The 20,451-nt window shown below is 73.4% G+C and carries 21 protein-coding genes; 9 read left to right on the top strand and 12 right to left on the bottom strand.

What is annotated here, in order from left to right; genetic code table 11:
• Positions 1–43: 43 nt before the first annotated feature.
• On the bottom strand, positions 44–2,392 hold the full coding sequence (locus ACQPZ4_RS12200; protein ID WP_433059161.1) for a hypothetical protein: 2,349 nt from the start codon (positions 2,390–2,392) through the stop codon (positions 44–46).
• Between the two features lie 56 nt (positions 2,393–2,448).
• Positions 2,449–3,552 carry an acetate/propionate family kinase gene (locus ACQPZ4_RS12195; protein WP_433059158.1) on the bottom strand — a complete coding sequence of 368 codons (1,104 nt, stop codon included), beginning with the start codon at positions 3,550–3,552 and terminating at the stop codon, positions 2,449–2,451.
• 18 nt (positions 3,553–3,570) lie between these two features.
• Between ACQPZ4_RS12195 and pta the strand changes: the two genes are divergently transcribed.
• On the top strand, positions 3,571–5,607 hold the full coding sequence (pta, locus tag ACQPZ4_RS12190; protein ID WP_433059155.1) for a phosphate acetyltransferase: 2,037 nt from the start codon (positions 3,571–3,573) through the stop codon (positions 5,605–5,607).
• 46 nt (positions 5,608–5,653) lie between these two features.
• On the top strand, positions 5,654–6,004 hold the full coding sequence (locus tag ACQPZ4_RS12185) for a VOC family protein (RefSeq protein ID WP_433059152.1): 351 nt from the start codon (positions 5,654–5,656) through the stop codon (positions 6,002–6,004).
• Between the two features lie 8 nt (positions 6,005–6,012).
• Here ACQPZ4_RS12185 and ACQPZ4_RS12180 read toward each other — a convergent pair whose 3' ends face one another.
• Positions 6,013–6,738 carry a M23 family metallopeptidase gene (locus ACQPZ4_RS12180; RefSeq protein WP_433059149.1) on the bottom strand — a complete coding sequence of 242 codons (726 nt, stop codon included), beginning with the start codon at positions 6,736–6,738 and terminating at the stop codon, positions 6,013–6,015.
• A 767-nt stretch (positions 6,739–7,505) separates the two neighbouring features.
• Positions 7,506–8,276, bottom strand: a complete 771-nt coding sequence (locus tag ACQPZ4_RS12175) for a helix-turn-helix domain-containing protein (protein WP_433059146.1) — start codon at positions 8,274–8,276, stop codon at positions 7,506–7,508.
• 243 nt (positions 8,277–8,519) lie between these two features.
• On the opposite strand from ACQPZ4_RS12175, the gene ACQPZ4_RS12170 reads away from it, so the two are divergent.
• Positions 8,520–9,980, top strand: a complete 1,461-nt coding sequence (locus tag ACQPZ4_RS12170; protein ID WP_433066467.1) for an SDR family NAD(P)-dependent oxidoreductase — start codon at positions 8,520–8,522, stop codon at positions 9,978–9,980.
• Positions 9,981–9,983: 3 nt separating this feature from the next.
• Here the strand turns inward: ACQPZ4_RS12170 and ACQPZ4_RS12165 are convergent, their stop codons facing one another.
• Positions 9,984–10,685, bottom strand: a complete 702-nt coding sequence (locus ACQPZ4_RS12165; RefSeq protein ID WP_433059144.1) for a bifunctional nuclease domain-containing protein — start codon at positions 10,683–10,685, stop codon at positions 9,984–9,986.
• A 102-nt stretch (positions 10,686–10,787) separates the two neighbouring features.
• Complete coding sequence (locus ACQPZ4_RS12160; RefSeq protein ID WP_433059141.1) at positions 10,788–11,039, bottom strand: hypothetical protein; 252 nt, start codon at positions 11,037–11,039, stop codon at positions 10,788–10,790.
• Positions 11,040–11,077: 38 nt separating this feature from the next.
• Between ACQPZ4_RS12160 and ACQPZ4_RS12155 the strand changes: the two genes are divergently transcribed.
• Entirely contained in the window at positions 11,078–11,482 is a 405-nt protein-coding gene (locus tag ACQPZ4_RS12155) for a MerR family transcriptional regulator (RefSeq protein ID WP_433059138.1), read from the top strand.
• On the opposite strand, the gene ACQPZ4_RS12150 is transcribed toward ACQPZ4_RS12155, so the two are convergent.
• Entirely contained in the window at positions 11,479–12,126 is a 648-nt protein-coding gene (locus ACQPZ4_RS12150) for an FMN-dependent NADH-azoreductase (protein ID WP_433059135.1), read from the bottom strand. The genes ACQPZ4_RS12155 and ACQPZ4_RS12150 overlap by 4 nt on opposite strands.
• A gap of 93 nt (positions 12,127–12,219) precedes the next feature.
• Here ACQPZ4_RS12150 and ACQPZ4_RS12145 point away from each other — a divergent pair, with 93 nt between their 5' ends.
• Positions 12,220–12,750 carry a MarR family winged helix-turn-helix transcriptional regulator gene (locus ACQPZ4_RS12145; RefSeq protein WP_433059132.1) on the top strand — a complete coding sequence of 177 codons (531 nt, stop codon included), beginning with the start codon at positions 12,220–12,222 and terminating at the stop codon, positions 12,748–12,750.
• Here the strand turns inward: ACQPZ4_RS12145 and ACQPZ4_RS12140 are convergent.
• Positions 12,716–13,261 carry a TIGR03086 family metal-binding protein gene (locus tag ACQPZ4_RS12140; RefSeq protein WP_433059129.1) on the bottom strand — a complete coding sequence of 182 codons (546 nt, stop codon included), beginning with the start codon at positions 13,259–13,261 and terminating at the stop codon, positions 12,716–12,718. The two genes, ACQPZ4_RS12145 and ACQPZ4_RS12140, sit on opposite strands and share 35 nt — an antisense overlap.
• A 5-nt stretch (positions 13,262–13,266) precedes the next feature.
• Positions 13,267–14,484, bottom strand: coding sequence for an MFS transporter (locus ACQPZ4_RS12135; RefSeq protein WP_433059127.1), 1,218 nt, complete (start codon positions 14,482–14,484; stop codon positions 13,267–13,269).
• Positions 14,485–14,589: 105 nt separating this feature from the next.
• On the opposite strand from ACQPZ4_RS12135, the gene ACQPZ4_RS12130 reads away from it, so the two are divergent.
• From ACQPZ4_RS12130 to ACQPZ4_RS12120, 3 genes are all read left to right on the top strand, one after another.
• Complete coding sequence (locus ACQPZ4_RS12130) at positions 14,590–15,363, top strand: lytic polysaccharide monooxygenase (protein WP_433059124.1); 774 nt, start codon at positions 14,590–14,592, stop codon at positions 15,361–15,363.
• A complete protein-coding gene (locus ACQPZ4_RS12125) occupies positions 15,360–15,953 on the top strand; it encodes a DUF305 domain-containing protein (protein WP_433059121.1) in 594 nt (197 codons plus the stop codon). The genes ACQPZ4_RS12130 and ACQPZ4_RS12125 overlap by 4 nt, the downstream gene beginning before the upstream one ends.
• 74 nt (positions 15,954–16,027) lie before the next feature.
• Positions 16,028–16,174: a hypothetical protein gene (locus ACQPZ4_RS12120; protein WP_433059119.1), complete on the top strand. Its 147-nt coding sequence runs from the start codon at positions 16,028–16,030 to the stop codon at positions 16,172–16,174.
• Here ACQPZ4_RS12120 and ACQPZ4_RS12115 read toward each other — a convergent pair.
• Both ACQPZ4_RS12115 and ACQPZ4_RS12110 read right to left on the bottom strand, forming a co-directional pair.
• On the bottom strand, positions 16,171–16,815 hold the full coding sequence (locus tag ACQPZ4_RS12115; protein WP_433059116.1) for a LuxR C-terminal-related transcriptional regulator: 645 nt from the start codon (positions 16,813–16,815) through the stop codon (positions 16,171–16,173). The genes ACQPZ4_RS12120 and ACQPZ4_RS12115 overlap by 4 nt on opposite strands.
• Entirely contained in the window at positions 16,806–18,626 is a 1,821-nt protein-coding gene (locus ACQPZ4_RS12110; protein WP_433059113.1) for a GAF domain-containing sensor histidine kinase, read from the bottom strand. Before ACQPZ4_RS12110 ends, ACQPZ4_RS12115 begins: the two co-directional genes overlap by 10 nt.
• A 108-nt stretch (positions 18,627–18,734) precedes the next feature.
• Here ACQPZ4_RS12110 and ACQPZ4_RS12105 point away from each other — a divergent pair, with 108 nt between their 5' ends.
• Positions 18,735–19,301: a hypothetical protein gene (locus tag ACQPZ4_RS12105; RefSeq protein WP_433059110.1), complete on the top strand. Its 567-nt coding sequence runs from the start codon at positions 18,735–18,737 to the stop codon at positions 19,299–19,301.
• Here ACQPZ4_RS12105 and ACQPZ4_RS12100 read toward each other — a convergent pair.
• Positions 19,243–20,448 (bottom strand): flavin reductase, encoded by a 1,206-nt coding sequence (locus ACQPZ4_RS12100; protein WP_433059107.1) that lies wholly within the window; start codon positions 20,446–20,448, stop codon positions 19,243–19,245. The genes ACQPZ4_RS12105 and ACQPZ4_RS12100 overlap by 59 nt on opposite strands.
• Between the last annotated feature and the right edge of the window lie 3 nt (positions 20,449–20,451).

Below are 20,451 nucleotides of genomic sequence, written 5' to 3'. Positions count from 1 at the left end.
GGGCCGCGGCGCCTGCGGGGCCGGCGTCCGGCCGGCGTTGGGCTCAGCGGCCGCTCGAGCTCGACGGCGCGGGCCGAGGTGCCTGCGGTGCGGGTGTCTGGCTGGCGATGAGCGCGGCGGCCGCCGCCCCGGCCAGCGCGGTGCCCAGCGCGGTGACGACGGTCAGCAGCACAGTGCCGACCGGCGTGGCCAGGGTGGTGATCCGGCGCATGTCACGCAGCCGGCTCCACCCCACGTCGGCCAGCACCGCGAGGCGCCGCTCCCAGAGCAACCCGAGCACCACGAAGAACACGAGCACCTGCCCGGCGCGCAGCAGCACCGCGATCGCCAGCTGCCGCCCGCCCGCCGTGGCCCGCGGGTCGGCGAGGATCGGCAGCAGCTCGGCCACGAGCACCACGGCGGCGAGGCCGAGCGCCTTGGGGAACGGACCCCGCCCGCGCAGCAGCGGGTAGCAGAACCCGAACAGCGCCGCGTACACCGGCCACCGCAGCAGATGCCGCGCCACGTCCACGGAGTCGAGCACCGGCCCGCCGTGCTCCTGCTGCAGCAGCGCCACGATCTCGTACGTGATGAGCAGCACCGCCGCCGGCGCCGCGAACCCGGCCGCGGCGAGCGCGTTGGCCACCGGCGTGCGGCCCGCGTCCGTGGTGAACGCGTCGCCGACCGGCACCCCGTCGACGGGCGCGCCGCCGCGATCGACCGCCTCGTCGAGCCGGGCCTGCGCGCCGTCGTACTCGTCCAGGGCCTCCGGGCCGGCGGTGAGCCTGGCCCGGGCCCCGCGGTACACGTCGGCGGCGGCCGTCCGCAGCATCCGCCGGCGCAGCTCGGCCCGCACCAGCCGGGCGTGGGTGGCCCCGGAGACCAGCCGGGCACCCGGGTCGCGGGCCAGCAGCGCGAGGAGCCCGCCCCAGAGCGCGAGCATCGCGGCGGGATACACCCAGCTGAAGGCCGACGGGTCAACCGCCACGCACAGCACCAGCGCCACGGCGGCCACGGCGGTCCCCCGCGCCCGCAGCCGCTGCGGGTCGCGCCCCTCCCGCGCCAGCAGCACCAGAAGCGTCCCGCCGAGCGCGAGGTTGGCCATCGTCAGCGCGTGCATCGGCAGGAACTCCCAGCTCAGCTCGGCCGCCGGGCGCAGGAGCAGCGCGCCCGCGGCCAGCCCGCCGCCGAGCCACCACAGCGACCGGCGGCCCGGGAGCACGACGGCGAGGGGCAGCACCCAGACGAGCCCGACCGCGCTGGCGGCGACGTCGCCCCAGCCCGACCGGTCCACGGACTGGCGCAGGCCGAGCGTGACCGCGACCCCGGCCAGCGCGACCGCCGCCCCGAGCCAGGCCGACCGGCGGATCAGGGCCAGCGCCGCGGCCCCGGCCAGCGGGCCGAAGACGAGCGCCCAGCCGGCCGCCGCCGGCATCGGGGGCATCGCCGAGGCAACGAGTCCGGCGGGGATCAGGGCCACCCCGGCCGCGACGGCCGCCGCGAGCGCGAGGTCCCGCGCGCGGGGGCGGGCGACGCCGGCCATCCACGGCACCGCCAGCAGCAGCGCCGGAACGCCGAGACAGGCGAGCGCCCAGCCGATCCGGACGGCCGCGTTGTCGCCGAGGCTCGACAGTTCCGCCGCGACGACGGCGAGGGCGGCCACCGGGATCGCCAGGAGCCGCAGCCGCCGGAGCGCCAGCCAGGGCACCAGCATGACCAGGCCCCACGCCGCCAGCGCCGGGAACCAGCCGCCGCGGTCGGGCGGCGGGACATCGGCCTCGAGCAGGACCGCGATGCCGCCGGCTTCGGTGAACGTCGCGTGTGACCGGTCCTGTTGGCGCGGATCACCCCGGCCGACGGTCCGGATTCCGTAGCCCTGGGCCGAGATCCGCACCGTGCGGCGCAGCGCGGCGGACGGGTCGAGCGGCTGCGGTACCGCGTCGAACGCCACGCTGACCGCGCCGGCCCGCACGGTGGACTCGGCGGTGAACGACGCGTGCACGTCGCCCTGCGGGTCCGCGTAGCGCAGGGCGACCGGCAGGTTCGGCGTGGCCCGCCCGGCCAGCTGCAGGGCCAGGGCGCCGCTCTCGACGTCGCCGGTGCGGATCAGCGCGACGAGGGGGTCGTCGTGGTGCAGCGTGATGTCGTACGCCTCGGTGATGCGCGCGTCGTCGCCGGCGGGCCGGATCGCGACGTCGACCAGCACCTCGCGCGGCGGGTGCGGCGCCGGCCACCATTCGGGCTGCGCCGGCGGGGTGGCCGACGTGCCGCCGAGGTCGCCGTAGCGGCGGGCGCCGTCCTCGCCGGACCTGGCCGCGCGGTCGGCCACGAACAGGGCGAACAGGGCGATCAGCAGGCAGGCGGCGCTCCCCGCGCGCCGGAGCAGGACACCGCGGGGCGGGACTGATCGCATCGATGCATGATGCCATCAACGTCCGTCGAACGAGCGCCCTGCGGTGATGCTGCTGCTCACAGTACAAGTGCGGCGGTTTGTTCGGCGATGGCGAACTCCTCGTCGGTGGGAACGACACAGACCGCCACCCGGGCGCCGTCGGGGCTGATGATGCGCTCGTTGGCGGCGTTGCGGGCCTCGTCGACGGTGATGCCCCAGGTCTCCAGGCCGCTCAGGGCGCCCGCGCGGACGGCCGGGGCGTGCTCGCCGACGCCGGCGGTGAAGGCGATCGCGTCGAGGCGGCCCAGGACGGCGTGGAAGGCGCCGACGTACTTGCGGATGCGGTGGCAGTACACGTCGAAGGCGAGCGCGGCGGGCTCGTCGCCGGCCGCGCGGCGCTCCAGGACCGTGCGCATGTCGTTGACGCCGGCCAGGCCGAGCAGGCCCGCGTGGCGCTGCAGGGCGTCGTCGACGGCGGCGAAGTCCAGGCCGGCGACCCGGTTGAGGTACGCGGGCACGGCCGGGTCCAGGTCGCCGGAGCGGGTGCCCATCACGAGCCCCTCCAGCGGCGTCAGCCCCATCGAGGTGTCGACGCTCTTCCCGCCGCGCACGGCCGTCGCGCTGGCGCCGTTGCCCAGGTGCAGGACGATGAGGTTGAGGTCCTCGGGGCGCCGCTGCAGCAGCGCGGCCGTCCGCCCGGCGACATATTCGCACGAGGTTCCGTGAAAGCCGAAGCGCCGGATATCGTACCGCGCGGCAAGGTCCCGATCGATGGCGTACGTCGCCGCGGCCGGTGGGATGGTCGCGTGGAAGGCGGTGTCGAACACGGCGACGTGCGGCACGTCCGGCAGCTTCTCCCGGGCCGCCTCGATGCCGGTGATGCCGCCGGGGTTGTGCAGGGGCGCCAGCGGTACGAGCTCGCGGAGCGTCTCCAGCACCGTGTCGTCGACCACGGCCGGGGCGTTGAAGCGGGACCCGCCGTGCACGACCCGGTGCCCGACCGCCTCGATGTGGGCGTCGCCGAGGCCGTCGAGCACCTGTTCGAGGGCGGCCGCGTGGTCGGGCACGCCGCCCGGCTCGCCGATCTTCTCGATCAGGCCGCGCTCCCCCGCGCCCGGGTCGCCGAGATCCACGACACGAAACTTCACCGACGACGAGCCGCTGTTGAGCACCAGGATCATGGGAGGCAGACTAACTCCGTGGCCCGCATCGTGTACCTCGTCGAGCACGGACCCGACTCCGGCAAGTCGGCCGTGGCCCTCGGACTCGCCGAACTGCTGTCCCGCAAGGTGCCGCGGATCGGAGTTTTCCGGCCCGTCGCCCCGGAGTCGGAGGACGTTCTGCTGGAGTTGCTGCGCTCGCGGTACAACATCGGGGATGATCGCCTGTTCGGGGTGACCTATCCCGAGGCGTCCGCGATGCTCGCCGCCGGCCGCGCCGAGGAGCTCGTCGGGCAGGTCGTCGAGCACTTCCGGCAGGTGTCGCAGCACCACGACGCGGTCGTGGTGATCGGCACCGACATCGACGACGACCTCGCCTTCAACGCCCGGCTGGCCAACGAGTTCGGCGCCGCCGTCGTCTCGGTCGTCAACGGCAGCGGCGCGGACGAGTCCACATTGGACTCGATGGCCCGGCACGCCTATCACGCGCTCACCGACCTCGACGCGACCGTCGCCGCGGTGGTGCTGAACAAGACGCTGCAGGCGGTACCGCCGCCGAAGTTGCCCGTACCCTGCTTCGTCATCCCCGACGTGCCCACCGTCGGCGCGCCCACGGTGGCCGAGGTCGCCGCGCAGCTCGGGGCGAGCGTCGTCACCGCCGGCGCGGACCGCGACACGGCGCTGGGGCGCGACGTGCTCGACTACGTCGTCGGCGCGGCTCAGGTCCCCGCGGTGCTGGACCACCTCACGCCCGACTGCCTGCTCATCACGCCCGGGGACCGCGCCGACCTGCTGGTGGCGGCCGGCGCGGCGCACGCGTCGGGCCTGGTGCCGCTGGCCGGGATCGTGCTGACCCTCGGCATCGCGCCGGACCCGGCCGCGCTCGCCCTGTTCGAACGGCTCAATCCCGGGTTGGCGGTCTTGTCGGTACCGACGGCAAGCTACGACACCATCGCCTCCTCCACCCGCATGGAGCACCGCCTGAGCGCCGCCAACCCGCGCAAGGTGGAGGCCGCGCTGGGCGCCTTCGAGTCCAATGTGGACACGACGGCGCTGACGGACGTGCTGGAGCTCACCGCCTCGTCCCGCGTGACGCCGCTCATGTTCGAGTACGACCTCATCGACCGCGCCCGGGCCGACCGGCGGCGGCTGGTGCTGCCGGAGGGTACCGAGGAAAGGATCCTGCGCGCGGCGGACATCCTGCTGCGCCGGGGAGTCGCCGACCTGACCCTGCTCGGCGACCCGGCGGTGATCCGGGCGAAGGCGCGCGACCTGAGCCTCGACCTCGGCGCCGCGGAGCTGATCGACCCGGCCACGAGCGAGCTGCGCGAGAAGTTCGCCGAGGTGTACCGGGACCTGCGGGCGCACAAGGGCGTCTCGTTCGACCTGGCGCACGACGTGGTGGCCGACGTGTCGTACTTCGGCACGCTCATGGTCCAGCTCGGCCACGCCGACGGCATGGTCTCGGGCGCCACCCACACCACGGCGGCCACGATCCGGCCGGCCTTCGAGATCATCAAGACGGTGCCCGGCCTGAGCGTGGCCTCCAGCGTCTTCTTCATGCTGCTGCCCGACCGCGTGCTGGTCTACGGCGACTGCGCGGTCAACCCCGACCCCGACGCCGCCCAGCTGGCCGACATCGCCCTGTCCTCGGCGGAGACGGCCGCCCGCTTCGGCGTGACCCCGCGGGTGGCGATGCTGTCGTACTCCACCGGCACCTCGGGCTCCGGCGCGGACGTCACCAAGGTGGCCGAGGCGACGGAGCTCGTCCGCTCGCGCCGCCCGGACCTGCCCGTCGAGGGCCCGATCCAGTACGACGCGGCGATCGACCCGGCCGTGGCCGCCACCAAGCTGCCGGGGAGTCCCGTCGCCGGGCAGGCCACGGTGTTCGTGTTCCCGGACCTGAACACGGGGAACAACACGTACAAGGCGGTGCAGCGCTCGGCCGGGGCGGTGGCGGTGGGCCCGGTGATGCAGGGGTTGCGGAAGCCCGTGAACGACCTGTCGCGCGGTGCCACGGTCAAGGACATCGTGAACACCGTGGCCATCACGGCGATCCAGTCCCAGCCTTCGTAGGCCCTTCGGGCGGTTTTTTGTCATACCGGTGGGGCACGATGGGAGGATGATTGCGAGACTTTCGACCGTCGTGCTGGACACCTCGGACCCGCATGCCCTCGCGCGGTTCTACTCGGAGCTGCTCGACCTGCCCATCACCCGGGTCGACGGCGACTGGATCGACATCGGCGACGGGGCGAGCCGGATGAGCTTCCAGCACGCGCCGAACCACATCCCGCCGCAGTGGCCCGACCCGAACTATCCGCAGCAGTTCCACCTGGACATCTGGGTCGACGACATCGACGCGGCCGAGTCCAAGGTGCTGCGGATGGGAGCGCAGCTGCTCTCCACGAAGGAGGCGGGGTTCCGCGTCTACAGCGACCCGGCGGGGCACCCGTTCTGCCTGGAGTACGAGTAGCGGGCCGGCTACTTGTCGACGGTCGCCTTGGCCGGGCAGCCGTTCTTCTGCTCCCAGGCCTCGAGCTCGGCGACCGGCGACTTCTCCTTGCCGGCCTTCCACGCGTCGAGGTACGACCAGGGCCAGATCACCCCGCGCCGAGTCCACCAGTCGCCGGTCTTCGCGCAGGCCGGGGAGAGGCCGAAGTGGATGTGGCAGGCGCTCGCGTCGCCGGTCCGCCCGACCTTGGCCACCGGCTGGCCGGCCTGGACCGCGGTGCCCGCCTCGATGCCGCTGTCGATGGCCGAGAAGTGCGACATGTAGTACCGCGCGCCGTCGTTGCCCAGGATCGAGACCGACAGCCCGCCCCGGGACGAGCCCTCGTTGACCTTGGCCGTCCAGGTGTCGACCTTGGTCACCTCCAGCACGGTGCCGTCGACCGGGGAGAGCGCGTTGAGGCCGCAGGCGGCGATGATGTCGCTGGCCGGGTAGTCGTGGTGGTCGTGCGAGTACGAGCCCTTGCCCTGCAGCGGGAACACGTGCTTCGTGGTCCCCTTGGGCACGGCGCTCGCGGTGCTCCCCAGGCCGGCGGCGTTGGTGTCCGCGCCGGGGGCCGAGCTCTGCACCTGCCGCCCCTGCGACGGCTGGGCCGCGGGCGCCTGGCTCTGCGGTGCCGGGTCGTCGCCTCCGCAGCCGGCCGCGCCGAGGGCGACCAGGAGGGCGACACCGGCGAGGGTGACACGCTGAGCTGACATCGCCAGCCACCCTACTTGCCGCCGGCAAACCGCCCCAAGCCCCCGCCCGGTCACCAAACCCCGCCCGTTCGACCCCCCTTTCTCTCCCATCCGCCCCGTTCTCTGCCATCCGTGCCCTTTGTCACCCGGCCGCCCGTCGCAGCCCGGCCCCCGTCGCAGCCCGGCCGCCCGTCGCAGCCCGTTTGCCCGTCGCAGCCCGGCCGCCCGTCGCAGCCCGTTTGCCCGTCGCAGCCCGGCCGCCCGTCGCAGCCCGTTTGCCCGTCGCAGCCCGGCCGCCCGTCGCAGCCCGTTTGCCCGTCGCAGCCCGGCCGCCCGTCGCAGCCCGTTTGCCCGTCGCAGCCCGGCCGCCCGTCGCAGCCCGTTTGCCCGTCGCAGCCCGGCCGCCCGTCGCAGCCCGCTTGCCCGTCGCAGCCCGGCCGCCCGTCGCAGCCCGGCCGCCCGTCGCAGCCCGGCCGCCCGTTGCAGCCCGGCCGCCCGTTGCAGCCCGTTGCAGCCCGGCCGCCCGTCGCAGCCCGGCCCGCCGTTTGCCGCGCCCGGCCCCCGTTTGCCGCCCAGCCCCCGTTTGCCGCCCGGCCGCTCGCTTGTCGCCGGCCGCCCCCTCATCACCCCATGCCCGATATTTCACCTGTCAGGCGATAAATCGGGCATGGACGCTTCGAGTCGCCCGCCCACCGAGGACTGCGCATCGAACGGTCGGCGAAAGGCGGTCGGTAGTTCGAGTCGCCCGCCCGCCGAGGACTGCGCATCGAGCGGCCGGCGAAAGGCGGTCAGTAGCGCGCGGCGTAGCTCGTCGGCGGCTCGCCGAACATGTTGGTGAAGTCGCGGGTCAGATGGGACTGGTCCGCGTAGCCCAGGTCGGCCGCGAGCGCCGCCCAGTCGATCGGCGTTCGAGCCTCCATCCGGCCGGTGACCTCGTGGAGGCGGAAGCGGCGCAGGACCCACTTCGGGCTCACCCCCACGTACTCCGCGAACAGCCGCTGCAGCTGGCGCTCGCGCACGCCGAACCGGGCCGTCAGCTGATCCACCCGCCGCAGGTCAGACGACTCGGCGATCGCCTCCACCCACCCGGCCACCTCGTCGCTCACGGCGTCCGGCGGCGGCAGGTGCGACGAGAGGTAGGCGTCGACGGTCTCCGCCAGCAACAGCGGTTCCAGCGCGTCCACCCGGTACGGCGCGAGGTCGGGGAAGATCGCCGAGGCCGGCAGGGAGCGGTCGGTCACGGTGTCCATCGCGGCGCCCAGGTAGCGGCGGAACACACCCGGCCGGAAGGCCACGCCCAGCACGGCGTCGCGGCCCGACAGGACGCGGCGTACGCGACCGCGGTTCACGCCCCGGACCATCGGACCAGACAAGGCGGAGAAGGTCAGGTGCACGTTCGGGTACGGGATGATCAGCTGCTCGTAAGCCGGCTGGCCGGTCAGGTCCCAGCGGGCCCACCAGTACCGGGCGACGAGATGGCCCAGCGCGGGCGAGGGCGGCAGGAAGCCGTGGGACTGGAACGACGACCAGCTCCCGGCCAGCTCTCGCGGGTCGCGCATGCCACGCATCATGCCAGCCGCACCCCAAGGGAGGAATAAAGCGGATATGTCGGATTTGTGGAGAACAGGCGGCTTTACTGAGTCCAGCGCGAGCCCGCCGGCGTGCGAACGGGGGACGGTGGGAAGCCGCGGAGCAGCGGGTCCGGGTGGCAATGGCGCCAACCGGGCCCGTTTCTGTTTGGCCCCGTGGCGGGGGCGTTGCGTACAGTTCCCGTCGTGACCCCGCAAGACCCCATTGACACGATGATCGACGACGCCCTGGACCTGGGCCCCGTTGACGAAGCCCCCGGCATCGACCCGGAGCGGCTCGCCATCTGCCTTGCCGTGTTCGAGGAGCTGCAGGACCTGCCGCCCGAGCATCCCGATGTGCTCACCGTGCGGCGGGCCACCTCCCACCTGTACAAACACGTCAAACGCCAGCGCCGCAGCGAGCGCCGGGCCAGCGTCACCGCCAGCGACAAGGCCGTGACCGAGGCCACCGCGACCGGGGCGCCCGGGCGGATCGACGACGAGACGCAGGGCATCGCGCTGGTGTCGCCGACGATCGGGGCCAGCGCGGGGCGGCTCAAGCGGGCGCGGTCCTGCTACACGTGCAAGGACCGCTACGTCGACGTCGACGCGTTCTACCACCAGCTCTGCCCGCCGTGCGCCCGGCTCAACCGGGAGCGGCGCGACCAGCGGACCGACCTGACCGGGCGGCGGGCGCTGCTGACCGGCGGGCGGGCGAAGATCGGGATGTACATCGCGCTGCGGCTGTTGCGTGACGGTGCTCACACCACGATCACGACGCGGTTCCCCAACGACGCCGTCCGGCGCTTCTCGGCCATGGCGGACAGCGCCGACTGGCTGCACCGGCTGCGGATCGTCGGGATCGACCTGCGGGACCCGGCCCAGGTCGCGGCGCTCGCCGACGACGTGGCGGCGCAGGGGCCGCTCGACATCCTCATCAACAACGCGGCGCAGACGGTGAAGCGGGCCGCCGGGTCCTACTCGCACCTGGTCGCGGCCGAGTCGGCGCCGCTGATGCTCGACGGGCCGATGCCCGACGTGGTCACGTTCCACAAGACCGACGCCGAGTTGGTGCTGGAGTCGGCGAGGACGCCGACCATCATCCCGCCACACGCGCTCACGGCGCTCGCGCTGACCAGTGGCAACACGACCGCCGAGAAGGTCGCGGCGCTCACCGCGATCGACGCCGGCGGCCTGGTGCCGGACCTGGCCGACTCCAACAGCTGGGTGCAGACGGTCGAGGAGGTCGACCCGCTCGAGCTGCTCGAGGTGCAGCTGTGCAACGTGACCGCGCCGTTCATCCTGGTCTCGCGGCTGCGCGCGGCGATGCAGCGCTCCACCGCGCGGCGCAAGTACGTCGTGAACGTCTCCGCCATGGAGGGCCAGTTCAGCCGCCGGTACAAGGGGCCCGGGCACCCGCACACCAACATGGCCAAGGCCGCGCTGAACATGCTCACCCGTACCAGCGCGGAGGAAATGCTCGGCGACGGCATCCTGATGACGGCCGTGGACACCGGCTGGATCACCGACGAGCGGCCGCATCCGCAGAAGATGCGCCTGCACGAGGAGGGCTTCCACGCCCCGCTGGACCTCGCCGACGGCGCCGCCCGGGTCTACGACCCGATCGTGCGCGGCGAGCGCGGCGAGGACCTGTACGGGTGCTTCCTCAAGGACTACGAACCGTCAGCGTGGTAGGCGCTACCGCAGCTGGTACAGGAGCATGAACTTGCCGACCTGAACCTCGTCGCCGTCGTTCAGGTTGGCGCTCTTGACCCGCTCGCCGTTGACGTAGGTGCCGTTGAGGCTGCCCATGTCGAGCATCGAGTAGCCGAAGCCGCCGCTGTTGCGGTGGAACTCGACGTGCTTGCGCGAGACGGTGTTGTCGTCGAGCACGATCTGGTTGGCCGAGTCGCGGCCGCACTGCACGACGTCGCCGTCCAGGGCGAACTCGGCCCCGGCCTCGGCGCCCTTGCGGATCAGCAGCGTGGCGCGGCCCGTCGGCAGCTTCTCCATGTGCGCGGTCAGGTCCAGCGGCTGGGTCGGGCCCTCGGGCGCCTGCACCGAGGCCGCGTTGAGCAGCTCCTCGGTGGTCAGGATCGGCACGCCCCAGTGCCGGGCCAGCGCGATCGCCTCCAGCGGCGCCGCCGGCACCCGGATGCCCTGCCCGAGCACCAGCTGGAACGGCCCGTGCGCGGCGACCACCTCGACCGCCCGCAGCGGCGCGTTCAGCGCCATCAGCGCGCGCTGGAACAGCTCGGCGCTGATCGGCTCGTCCATGCTGCGCGGGCCGCCCTCGACGGGCAACTGCAGGTGGCGGCCCGTCGGTTCGTCCTTGAGCAGGACTACGGGACGGCTCTGCCAGGTCTGCGCACGCACACCCACCACGACGAGCTCTCGCATGCCCCGCCTCCCGCGTTCGTCCGTGTTCAACGGCTGTCAACCCCAGTGCGCCTAACGGTACCGTGTCGGGCGATCAGCACCCTGGCCCGGTCAGGTGGAGGTCTATCGGCAGATCTGCCCGATCTGCCGCATCAGCCGGTCCACCTCGGCGTGTTCGCGCCGCTCGCGGCGGGTGCGGGCGGCGTCAGGCGCGGGGCCATTGCGGACAATCTCCACGAAATCCGCGCCGGTCGTGAAGCCGACAGCGAGGGCGGCGCGGGGCTCGACCGGGCAGATCACAGGATCGTCGAGTACCGTATCGACGGCCTGACCGCCCGCGCCCGGCGCGGCGCGGCTCGGGCTCCGGACGACCACGGCGGGCACACTAGCACGCGGCACTGTAGGGTTGGATCGTGTCAAAGCTGCTGCGGATCGGGGAGCTCGCCAATCAAGCCGGCGTGTCGACCCGCACTGTTGACTTCTACACGGGCCTCGGCCTGATCGAGTCGACCGAGCGGACGGCCGGGAACTTCCGGCTGTACGACGCGTCGTGCATCGAGCGGATCGCCGCCATCAAGGCGCTGGAGGCCAACGGCGTCAGCCTGGCCGACATGGCGGGCGCGCTCGAGCGGGGCGCCGGCGTGGCCGACCTGACCGGCCAGCTCAGCCAGGTGCAGGGCGACATCGAGACCCTGCGCGAGGCCGCCGCCACTGCGGGCCCGGCCGCGCACCAGCTCCTGCTCGCGCTGACAGCGCGCCTGCAGTCGCTGGTGCACACGGCGATCGAACTTACGCAGAACCTCCCGCCACTGGGTTAGGCCCGCGGGCCGACCAGGTCGGCGATGGTGCGGCCGTGCTTGGCGGCGTGCTCGTGGCCGGTCTTCAGCAGGTCGGCCGCCATGCCGCGCAGCGACTCCATGGCCGGGGTCACGTCGGCCAGGGTCAGCTCGGCCTCGGCCACGTGGACGTCGAGGTGCAGGACCTCGGCCAGCACCCGCTGCACGTACGGCCCGTTGTGGTCCCAGCCGTGCTTCGGCGTGCCCGGGCCGTAGCCCCCGCCGCGGCTCATCGCCAGCACCGCCGGCCGGCCCGCGAGCGGACGGTCGCCGCCCCCGCCGAAGCGCTGGTTGAGCAGCACCAGGTCGATCCAGGTCTTGAACGAGGCGGGAACGCCCCAGTTGTACAGCGGCACCGCGAACACGTACGCGTCCGCGTCCAGCAGCTCGGCCGCCAGCGTCGCGGTCACCTCGGCCGCCTCGGGAGCCTTCGGCGCGGTCGGGTCCACCGCGGACCGGGCCGCCTTCGCCCACAGGTCGCTCGGCAGCGGCTCCAGGCCGATGTCGCGCCGCGTGACGGTCGCGCCCGGGTGCTCGGCGAGCCAGGCCTGCTCGGCGGTGTCGGCGAGCGCGCGGCTCACGGACCCCGTCGTACGGACGCTCGCGTCGAGTCGGAACAGGTGCATGAGGTACCTCCACAGGATTGTGCTTCTGTGGAGATAGTCTGCTTCACAGAACATCTAGTGGCAAGAGTGAGTGAGCTGCTTATCATTGCTCTCATGACGCAGGCGGCTCACGAGCACGTCGAGCTCCAGTCGGACCTCGGCTGGGCGCTTGGCGTGTTGTTGCGCGGCTACGCGAAGGGCGCCCAGGCGGTCATCGCCGACGTGCCCGGCGGCCCGCGCGGCTACCAGGTGCTCACCTCGGCCGCCGACGGCGCGGCCGACACCCAGCTGGCCCTGGCCAACAAGCTGGGCATCGACCGGACCGTGATGACGTACCTCCTCGACGACCTCGAGAAGGCCGGCCTCATCGAGCGGCAGCCGGACCCGGCCGACCGCCGCGCCCGCCGGATCGTGGCGACGGAGGCGGGCCGGGGCAAGCTGTGCGAGCTGCAGCGCAAGCTCCGCCACATCGAGGACCGCGTGCTCGGCGCGCTGCCGGACGAGGACCGCGAGCGCTTCCGCGAGATGCTGCGGACGGTCGCGGTGAACCTCGACGCCGGCGACCCGCTGCAGGACGCGTGCTCGGTGGTCGAGTCGCTGACCGAGGCGGCTACGAAGCCTTCCAGAAGGGGTCGCGGCCGCTGAGCGCGAGCGCCCGCTCGAACACCGGCGCGCCGTCCGCGACGGCGATCTCGGGCCCGTAGACGCCCATCTCGCGCCCTTGCGCGGCCGAGCGCGCGACCTCGGCGTACACGAGGTGCGCCACGCCGTCGGAGAACGCGATCGGCACGTCGAGCGCGCGGGCCAGGTCCCAGCCGTGCAGCGCGAACTCGCCGAGCACCATGCCGCCGACCAGGTCCGCGGGCATCTCGAAGGTCCCCATCACGGTCGCGCCCTCCCAGGCCGCGGCCGTCCCCCACGCCTCGGCGAGCCGCTCCGCCTGCGCCTTGAGCGTGTCGTACGCGGCCCCGGGCGGCACCGACTCCTTGCGCGCGGCCCCCTCCAGCGGCGGCCCCCATTCGAGCAGATGCGCACACAGCGCACGAACGTCCCAATCCGCGCACGGCGTCGGCCGATCCAGGTCCGCCGGTTCGACGCGGTCCACGACGGCCAGGAACGCGGGCGCGGCTTCCAGCAGCAACAGGTGCTTGTCCATGCGTTTCAAACTGCCGCAGTCGTACCGCCTGTGTCTTGGACAAACCCGCCCGGCGCATGCCGCGCCACCGGCCGGAGCCAGGGCACGGCCAGCAGAATGACCACCGGCGACAGGATGAAGCCGGCCCGCGTCGACGTCACCGCGTCCAGGATCGCCCCGTCCACCGCCGCCCCCGCCGCCGCGCCGACGGAGAACGCGGTCGCGACCCAGGCGAACGCCTCCGCCGCGGTTCCGGCCGGCGCGATGCGGTCCACCGTCAGGAACGCCCCGGCCAGCAGCGGCGGCAGGCACAGCCCGCACAGCACGGCCAGCGGCAGCATCAGCGCGGCGGGCGCGGGGGTGAGCAGGAGCGGGACGTACCCGAGGCCGAGACCGAGGCCCAGGAGGGGCAGCCGGCGGGGCTCGATCTTCAGCCGCGTGTTGGCCAGGCCACCGATGAGCGCGCCGAACGCCTGCGCGGCCAGCAGCCAGCTGGAGAACGAGCGGTGCCCGACGGACTCGGCGTAGTCGAGCATCGCGACCGGCAGCGAGCCGACGCCCGCGCCGATCAGGACGACCGCGGTGAGCAGCAGGCGCAGCGGCCCCGAGCGCAGCGCGCCGGCCCAGTGCCGGTCGGCCCGCTCGCCCCGCCAGCCGCGGACCACCGGCGTGGTGACGAACCACACGGTGCCCAACAGCTGGAGGCCGGCCGTGGCGTACACGCCGGCCGCTCCCCCGCCGAGCGCGACCGCCAGGCCGGCGACCAGCGGGCCGAAGATGAAGATGAGCTCCTGGACCGCGATGTCGAGGGTGTACGCGGTCGGGACCTGCTCCTCGTCGAGCAGGTCGCGCCAGAGCACCCGCAGCCCCGCCTCGAACGGCGGCGCCCCGAGGCCGGCGAACAGCACGGCGATCGCGGCGGCCCACAGCGGTACACCCTGGACCAGAATGAGGAATCCGAGCGTCGACACGAAGGCGCCCGCGAGCAGGACCGGGGGCTGGCGAAAGCGGTCGGCGATGCGGGCCAGGACCGGTCCGCCCACCGCGAGGCCGGCGGTGTAGACGCCGACGAGCAGGCCGGCCGCGCCGATGGAGACGCTCTCGCGGGCGTAGAGCAGCAGGGCCACCGGAGCCGCCCCCAGCGGGAGCCGGCCGACACAGCTGGCGGCCAGGACCCGGGCGACCTGCGCGGCGCGCAGCACGGCGGCGATCGACATGGCCGTGATCATGCCATCCCCCGCCATTAACGACACCATAAAAACGCGTTAGGCCGGATTTGCAAATCGCACGAGGCCTTGTTAAGCGGCGCTCGGATACGTTTTTCGCACCCGAGAGAAATGGTTTCCACAATGCGCAGATCCGTCCTGTACCCGCTGGTCGCCCTCGGTGCCGCCGCCGCTGGGACGCTCATCTACGCCGAGCCCGCCTCGGCCCACGGATACGTCTCCTCGCCACCCAGCCGGCAGGCGCTGTGCGCGCAGGGGAAGGTCGCCGACTGCGGCGCGATCCAGTACGAGCCGCAGAGCGTCGAGGGCCCCAAGGGGCTCAAGAGCTGCGACGGCGGCAACGCGCGGTTCTCCGTGCTCAGCGACGACTCGCGCAACTGGCCGGCCACCTCCGTCGGCACCGCGGTCACGTTCAACTGGGTGCTGACGGCGCGGCACTCGACGAGCACGTGGGACTACTTCATCGGCGACAAGCGCATCGCCCAGTTCAACGACGGCGGCAAGCAGCCCAACGCCACGGTGTCGCACCAGGTCTCGCTGTCCGGGTACTCCGGCCGCCAGAAGATCCTCGCCGTGTGGAACATCGCCGACACGGTGAACGCGTTCTACAACTGCATCGACGTGCAGATCGGCTCCGGCGGCGGCGGCGCGACCCCGACCGCTTCTCCCACGAAGACGACCGCGCCAACAAAAAGCCCGACTCCCACCAAGAGCGTTACACCGTCGAAGAGCGCCACCACCACGTCGGCGCCGAAGAGCGACTGGGCCCCGGACACGCTGTATCACGTGGGCGACGTGGTGACGTACAACGGCAAGCAGTACCAGTGCCGCCAGTCCCACCGCTCGATCTACACCTGGGAGCCGATCTACACCCTCGCGCTGTGGCTCCCGCTGTGAAGCGTCTCGTGATCGCGGCGATGGTGCTGCTCTCGCTCGCGGCCTGCGGCCAGGCGGCCGAGCCGGTCCCGCCGCTCGCCGCCAGCCAGGGCATCGCCGAGGCCGACGCGGTCACCGCGGCCGGCCCGCACAACGACTTCGACGTGATGTTCCTGCAGATGCTCATCGCCCACCAGCAGCAGGGCCTGCAGATGCTCAAGCTCGGCCAGCAGAAGGGCGTCCGCGAGGAGGTCGTCGACCTGGCCGGCGCGATCGACGTCGTCGAGGCCGAGGAGGTCCGCACCATGCAGCGCTGGCTGCAGGCGTGGAACGTCCCGCAGACCGACATCACCGACCCGGCCATCCACGCGGCCCACGGCGGGCAGCCGGCCACCGGCCCGGAGGAGATCAAGGCCCTCCAGGACGCGACCGGCGCCGACTTCGAGACGAAGTTCCTCAACCTGCTGATCGCCCACCAGCACAACGCGGTGGAACTGGCCCAGCAGCTCGCCGCCCACGGCGCGAACGCCACGGTGAAGCAGCTCGCCGAGCGCGTCCAGCTCTCGCGCACCCAGCAGATCAAGCAGATGCTGGCCCTCGCCGCCGGATGAGATGTTCCGACCGGCCGGGCCTGGGGAATCACCTCCAGGTCCGGCTTTGTCGTTCTCATCGGAGGTGTACCGCCATGTCGTCGACGGAGGCGATCAGCCGCTGCCCGAAGTGCGGCGCCCGCGTCCACGTGAATGCCGGGTCGCCCACGCCCGCCCACCAGCCCGACGGCGCCGCACCCGGCGCGGGCGAGTGCCCGGGCAGCGGCCAGCCCAGCCGTTAAGCGCGCAGGAAGGCGAGCACCGCTCTCACCCGGCGGTGCTCGCGCTCGTCCGGGGGCAGGTCCAGCTTGAGGAAGATCGCCCGGACGTGGGCCTCGACGGTCTTCAGGGCCAGGTGCAGCTCGGCCGCCACCGCGGCGTTCGACAGGCCCTGGGCCATCAGGGCGAGCACCGAGCGCTCACGCTCCGTCAGGGCCTGCAGCGGATCGTGCTCGCGGCGGCGGGCGACCAGGCGGGTCACGAGCTCGGGGTCGATGACCGTCTCGCCCGCGGCGACCTTGCGGATGTCGGCGCCGAACGCGGCCAGGTCGGAGACGCGGTCCTTGAGCAGGTAGCCGACGCCGCCGTCGAACTCGGTGAGCAGGCGCAGGGCGTGGTGCACCTCGACGTACTGCGACAGCAGCATCAGCCCGACCCGCGGGGCGAACGCGCGGATGGCGGTGGCGGCCTCGATGCCCTCGGCGGAGTACGACGGCGGCATGCGCAGATCGAGGACCGCCGCGTCCGGTGGATCCGCGCGCACGTGGCGGAGGAGTTCGGCGCCGTCCGCGGCCACGGCGGCCACCGCGAAGCCGGCCTCGGTGAGGATGCGCGCCATGCCCTCGCGGAAGAGCAGGCCGTCGTCGGCGAGCATCACGCGCACGGGATCACCGTGCGCAGGGTCGTGCCGGCGGGCGTGCTGTCGACGGTGAGCCGGGCGCCGAGCATGGTCAGCCGGTCGGCCAGTCCCTCCAGGCCGCCGCCCGGGGCCACCGCCGCGCCGCCCGCGCCGTTGTCGCACACCGACAGCGCGAGCCCGTCGGCCGACAGCGTGCAGCACACCTCGACCAGCGTCGCGCCCGAGTGCTTGGCCGCGTTGGTCAGGGCCTCGCTGACGAGGAAGTAGGCGGTCGACTCGACCTCGGCGGGCGGGCGGCGGTCGACCCGCACCCGGACCCGCACCGGGACCGCCGAGCGGTCGGCCAGGAACTCCAGCGCGGCCTCCAGGCCGTCCTGGGTCAGCACCGCCGGGTGGATGCCGCGGGCGGTCTCGCGCAGCTCGGCCGTGGCCCGCAGCAGCTCGGCGCGGACCGCCTCAGCCCGCGCGGCCAGGCCGGGGTGATCGGTGGCCAGCCGGATCAGCCCGCCGAGTTCCAGGCCGACCGTGACGAGCCGCTGCTGGGCGCCGTCGTGCAGGTCGCGCTCCAGCCGTCGCCGGGCCTCGTCGCCCGCCGCGACCAGGCGCTGGGCGCTCGCCTGCAGGGCCAGGATCAGGCCGGCCTGCGCGGCCAGGTCGGCCACCAGCCGCCGCTCGGCCGCCGTCAGGTGGTCCGCCTTGTGTACCGCGAGCACCCCCAACGTCTGCCCGTTGTGGACGATCGGGACGCCCGGTCCGGCGTCGGGCGGCAGGAGTACGACCTCGCGCGCGCCCACCGCCTCGGCGATGGTGGCGCACAGGGCCGCCGCGCTCGACGACGCCGACATGCGCGCGAGCGACTCGTACGGGGTGGCGCGGTGCCCGTACACGAGGCGATCGGCCCAGCGCTGGGCCCACCGCCGGACCGGCTCGAACGCGACCGCCACCACGGCCACGGCCAGCAGGGCGAGGACTGTCCGGGAGCCGCTCAGGACGGTGCCGATGCCCACCGCGATCGCCGCGTAGCCGGCCGTGACCAGGCCGGCGAGCACCCCGAAGACCAGGGCCTTGTTGATGACCGGGTCGAGGTCGTAGAGGCGGTACCGCAGGATGGCGGCCCCGGCGGCCACCGGCACCAGCGCGGCCAGCAGCGTGCCGGGCACCGGCGTCTGCCAGCCGGCGAAGCCGATCACCATGCCGAGCGCGGTCAGGGCGACCACCGCCACGAAGCCGCGGAGCTGCCGGGCCTCGTCGCCGCGCGCCCGCCGCAGCCGCAGCACCACGCAGACCGCCCAGACGAGCTGGATCGCCGGATACAGCACCGCCCGCCCGACGGTGTAGAGCGACTCGGCCACCGCGCGCCCCGGCAGGTCGAGCGGGTGGCTGTTCAAACCGATGCGGGTGTACTCCACCGGCCACAGCGCAGAGACGCCCGCCAGGATGACGGCGCACACCGCGAGCCCGCCGACGATCGGCCGCCAGATCCGCCCCGGCAGGCGGCCGTCGGGGAAGCCCATGATGGTGACGCCGACGAGCACCAGGACGAGCGGCAGCGGCCACACCCCGATCCAGCCGGCCCAGGCCGCGCCGGGCAGCGCGGGCGCGTGCAGGCCGTACTGGCGCCCGGAGTACATGACGGCGTGCGCGAGCCCGGTGGCCGCGAACAGCCATCCCTCGCGGTGCCCGGGGAGGCGCCGGACGACGTACAGCCCGACCGCCGTGAACGACACGGCGAGCAGCCCGTTGTGCAGGTTGCCCAGGTGGAAGCCGAGCACCGCCCCGCCGGCCACCAGCAGCGCGGCGGCCGATCCGGTCGCCACCGCGAGCACTCGGGCCATCCGGTCATGCTCGCATCGCGGGCCGGGCCGCCGGAACAGTGCAGACCCTCGAACAACCGGCGGGCCTGCCCCGATGTGCGGCGTTTTGAACAAAGCGACCGTGAAGGCATGACTCCCACGGATCGCGTGCTCAACGCCTCGCTGTACTTCGCGCCGGTGCTGTACCTCCTCGCGGACGTCCTCTACGCCCTCAACGGCTGGTCCGATCCCACGGCCGGCGCGGTGCACGTGCTCGCCGCGACCGCCTACGGCTTCCTGCTGGTCCGCGCGCTCGCCTGGACCGGCGGCGTGACCGGGGCCGTCCTGCTGGTCGTGGGGATGCTGGGCCTGGCCGGCAACGTGGGGTACGGCTTCAACACCATCCACGTCTCGCTGGGCGACACCGACCTCGTCGACGCGACGGGCGCGGCGACGATCATCAAGCCGCTCGGCCTGTTCTTCCCCCTGACGCTGCTGATCATCGCCTGGGTACTACGGCGGCAGCCGGTCGCGGCGGCGCTGGTCGGGGTGGCCGGGCTGGCCTGGCCGGTCGCCCACATCGCCAACATCGCGTGGCTGGCCGTCCTGGTGAACGTGCTCCTGGTGGCCGGCTTCGCGCTGTGCGCTATGCGAGGCGTCAGTCGCGCCGCGGCGCCTGACCCAGCGACCGCGTCGCCTTCGCCGCGCACCCCGTGACCGCGGCGATCGCCGCGCGGACGACGTCGGGCCGGGCCTTGAAGCCGAACACGGTCAGGGCCAGGACCGGCTGCCCGCCGCCGTCGAAGACCGGGGCGGAGACGACCCGGGCCTGCGCGAGGACCTCGTCGGTGAGCTCGGCGGGCTCGTAGTCGAGCGAGGCCACCAGGGCGTCGAGCTCCTCGTTGGGCACCGTGCCCGGCTCGGCCGCGAGGCGTTCGAGGGCCGCGGCGAAGCGCCGGTGTCCCTCGCTGCCCAGGCCGATGGAGAACCCGCGCTCGCGGATCCGGGCCAGGGCCTGGATCTCGGGCTCCTGCGAGTCCGGCGTGAACTTGGCGACCCACGCCGCCTGCTCCGCCGCCGGCGCCCAGGCCTCGAAGATCGAGGGGCCGTGCGGGCGGAACGGCAGCCGCTGCCCGACGAGCGTGGTGGGCCGGTCGGAGGCCGACGCCGACGGCGGGTCGAGCTGGCCGACGACCACGACGCTCTCGCTCACCGGCGCCGTCACCAGGCAGCGCAGCCCCTGGTCGGGCAGCTCCTGGGCGATCGCGCGGATCAGCTCGAAGTGCCGCAGCGGGCGGGTCAGGCGCATCTCGGGGTCGTACGCGGTCAGGGTCAGCGGGGCGAAGCTGCCGTACCCGCTGCGGAAGAACAACAGCGGCAGCTCGCTGCTCGCGGTGTCGAGGTGGCGGACCTCGGCCAGCGCGATCTTGTGGTCGCCGGCGTCGTGCACCGCGACCGGGACGCAGTCGATCCAGGCCACCGCGCCCTCGATGATCGGGGCGCCGGACGGGGCCGGGCGCCAGGGCACGCCCTCGAACCGCTCGGCCAGCGGGGCCGTCGCGATCCGGCGGCACACGTCGGACTGGTGGGCGGCCAGGATGTTGACGCACCAGTTGTCCGCCTCGCGCAGGTGCGGCCAGGTCTCCGAGGTGACGCTCGGATAGAACCCGACCAGCGGCGGGTTGAGCGAGACCGAGGAGAACGAGCCGACGACCATGCCGATCGGCGGGCCGTCCGCCGGCTGCGCGGTGATGACGCAGACGCCGGTGGGGTACTGCCCGAGGACGTGCCGGAACCAGGCGGGATCGCCGGGCGGACCGGCCGGGCGCTGGGCGGTGCTGAGCGACATCTGCGTCCTCTCCATCGG

The sequence above is a fragment of the Dactylosporangium sp. CS-033363 genome (assembly GCF_050942475.1).
Classification (GTDB): domain Bacteria; phylum Actinomycetota; class Actinomycetes; order Mycobacteriales; family Micromonosporaceae; genus Dactylosporangium.
This window is presented reverse-complemented; position numbering and strand designations above follow the sequence as displayed.

What these genes read in the sequence shown, in the direction of transcription:
- ACQPZ4_RS12200 (WP_433059161.1), bottom strand. Translation starts at nt 2,392, where the DNA reads ATGCGATCAGTCCCGCCCCGCGGTGTCCTGCTCCGGCGCGCGGGGAGC.
- ACQPZ4_RS12195 (WP_433059158.1), bottom strand. Translation starts at nt 3,552, where the DNA reads ATGATCCTGGTGCTCAACAGCGGCTCGTCGTCGGTGAAGTTTCGTGTC.
- ACQPZ4_RS12185 (WP_433059152.1), top strand. Translation starts at nt 5,654, where the DNA reads ATGATTGCGAGACTTTCGACCGTCGTGCTGGACACCTCGGACCCGCAT.
- ACQPZ4_RS12180 (WP_433059149.1), bottom strand. Translation starts at nt 6,738, where the DNA reads ATGTCAGCTCAGCGTGTCACCCTCGCCGGTGTCGCCCTCCTGGTCGCC.
- ACQPZ4_RS12175 (WP_433059146.1), bottom strand. Translation starts at nt 8,276, where the DNA reads ATGCGCGACCCGCGAGAGCTGGCCGGGAGCTGGTCGTCGTTCCAGTCC.
- ACQPZ4_RS12170 (WP_433066467.1), top strand. Translation starts at nt 8,520, where the DNA reads ATGATCGACGACGCCCTGGACCTGGGCCCCGTTGACGAAGCCCCCGGC.
- ACQPZ4_RS12165 (WP_433059144.1), bottom strand. Translation starts at nt 10,685, where the DNA reads ATGCGAGAGCTCGTCGTGGTGGGTGTGCGTGCGCAGACCTGGCAGAGC.
- ACQPZ4_RS12150 (WP_433059135.1), bottom strand. Translation starts at nt 12,126, where the DNA reads ATGCACCTGTTCCGACTCGACGCGAGCGTCCGTACGACGGGGTCCGTG.
- ACQPZ4_RS12145 (WP_433059132.1), top strand. Translation starts at nt 12,220, where the DNA reads ATGACGCAGGCGGCTCACGAGCACGTCGAGCTCCAGTCGGACCTCGGC.
- ACQPZ4_RS12140 (WP_433059129.1), bottom strand. Translation starts at nt 13,261, where the DNA reads ATGGACAAGCACCTGTTGCTGCTGGAAGCCGCGCCCGCGTTCCTGGCC.
- ACQPZ4_RS12135 (WP_433059127.1), bottom strand. Translation starts at nt 14,484, where the DNA reads ATGGCGGGGGATGGCATGATCACGGCCATGTCGATCGCCGCCGTGCTG.
- ACQPZ4_RS12130 (WP_433059124.1), top strand. Translation starts at nt 14,590, where the DNA reads ATGCGCAGATCCGTCCTGTACCCGCTGGTCGCCCTCGGTGCCGCCGCC.
- ACQPZ4_RS12120 (WP_433059119.1), top strand. Translation starts at nt 16,028, where the DNA reads ATGTCGTCGACGGAGGCGATCAGCCGCTGCCCGAAGTGCGGCGCCCGC.
- ACQPZ4_RS12110 (WP_433059113.1), bottom strand. Translation starts at nt 18,626, where the DNA reads ATGGCCCGAGTGCTCGCGGTGGCGACCGGATCGGCCGCCGCGCTGCTG.
- ACQPZ4_RS12105 (WP_433059110.1), top strand. Translation starts at nt 18,735, where the DNA reads ATGACTCCCACGGATCGCGTGCTCAACGCCTCGCTGTACTTCGCGCCG.
- ACQPZ4_RS12100 (WP_433059107.1), bottom strand. Translation starts at nt 20,448, where the DNA reads ATGGAGAGGACGCAGATGTCGCTCAGCACCGCCCAGCGCCCGGCCGGT.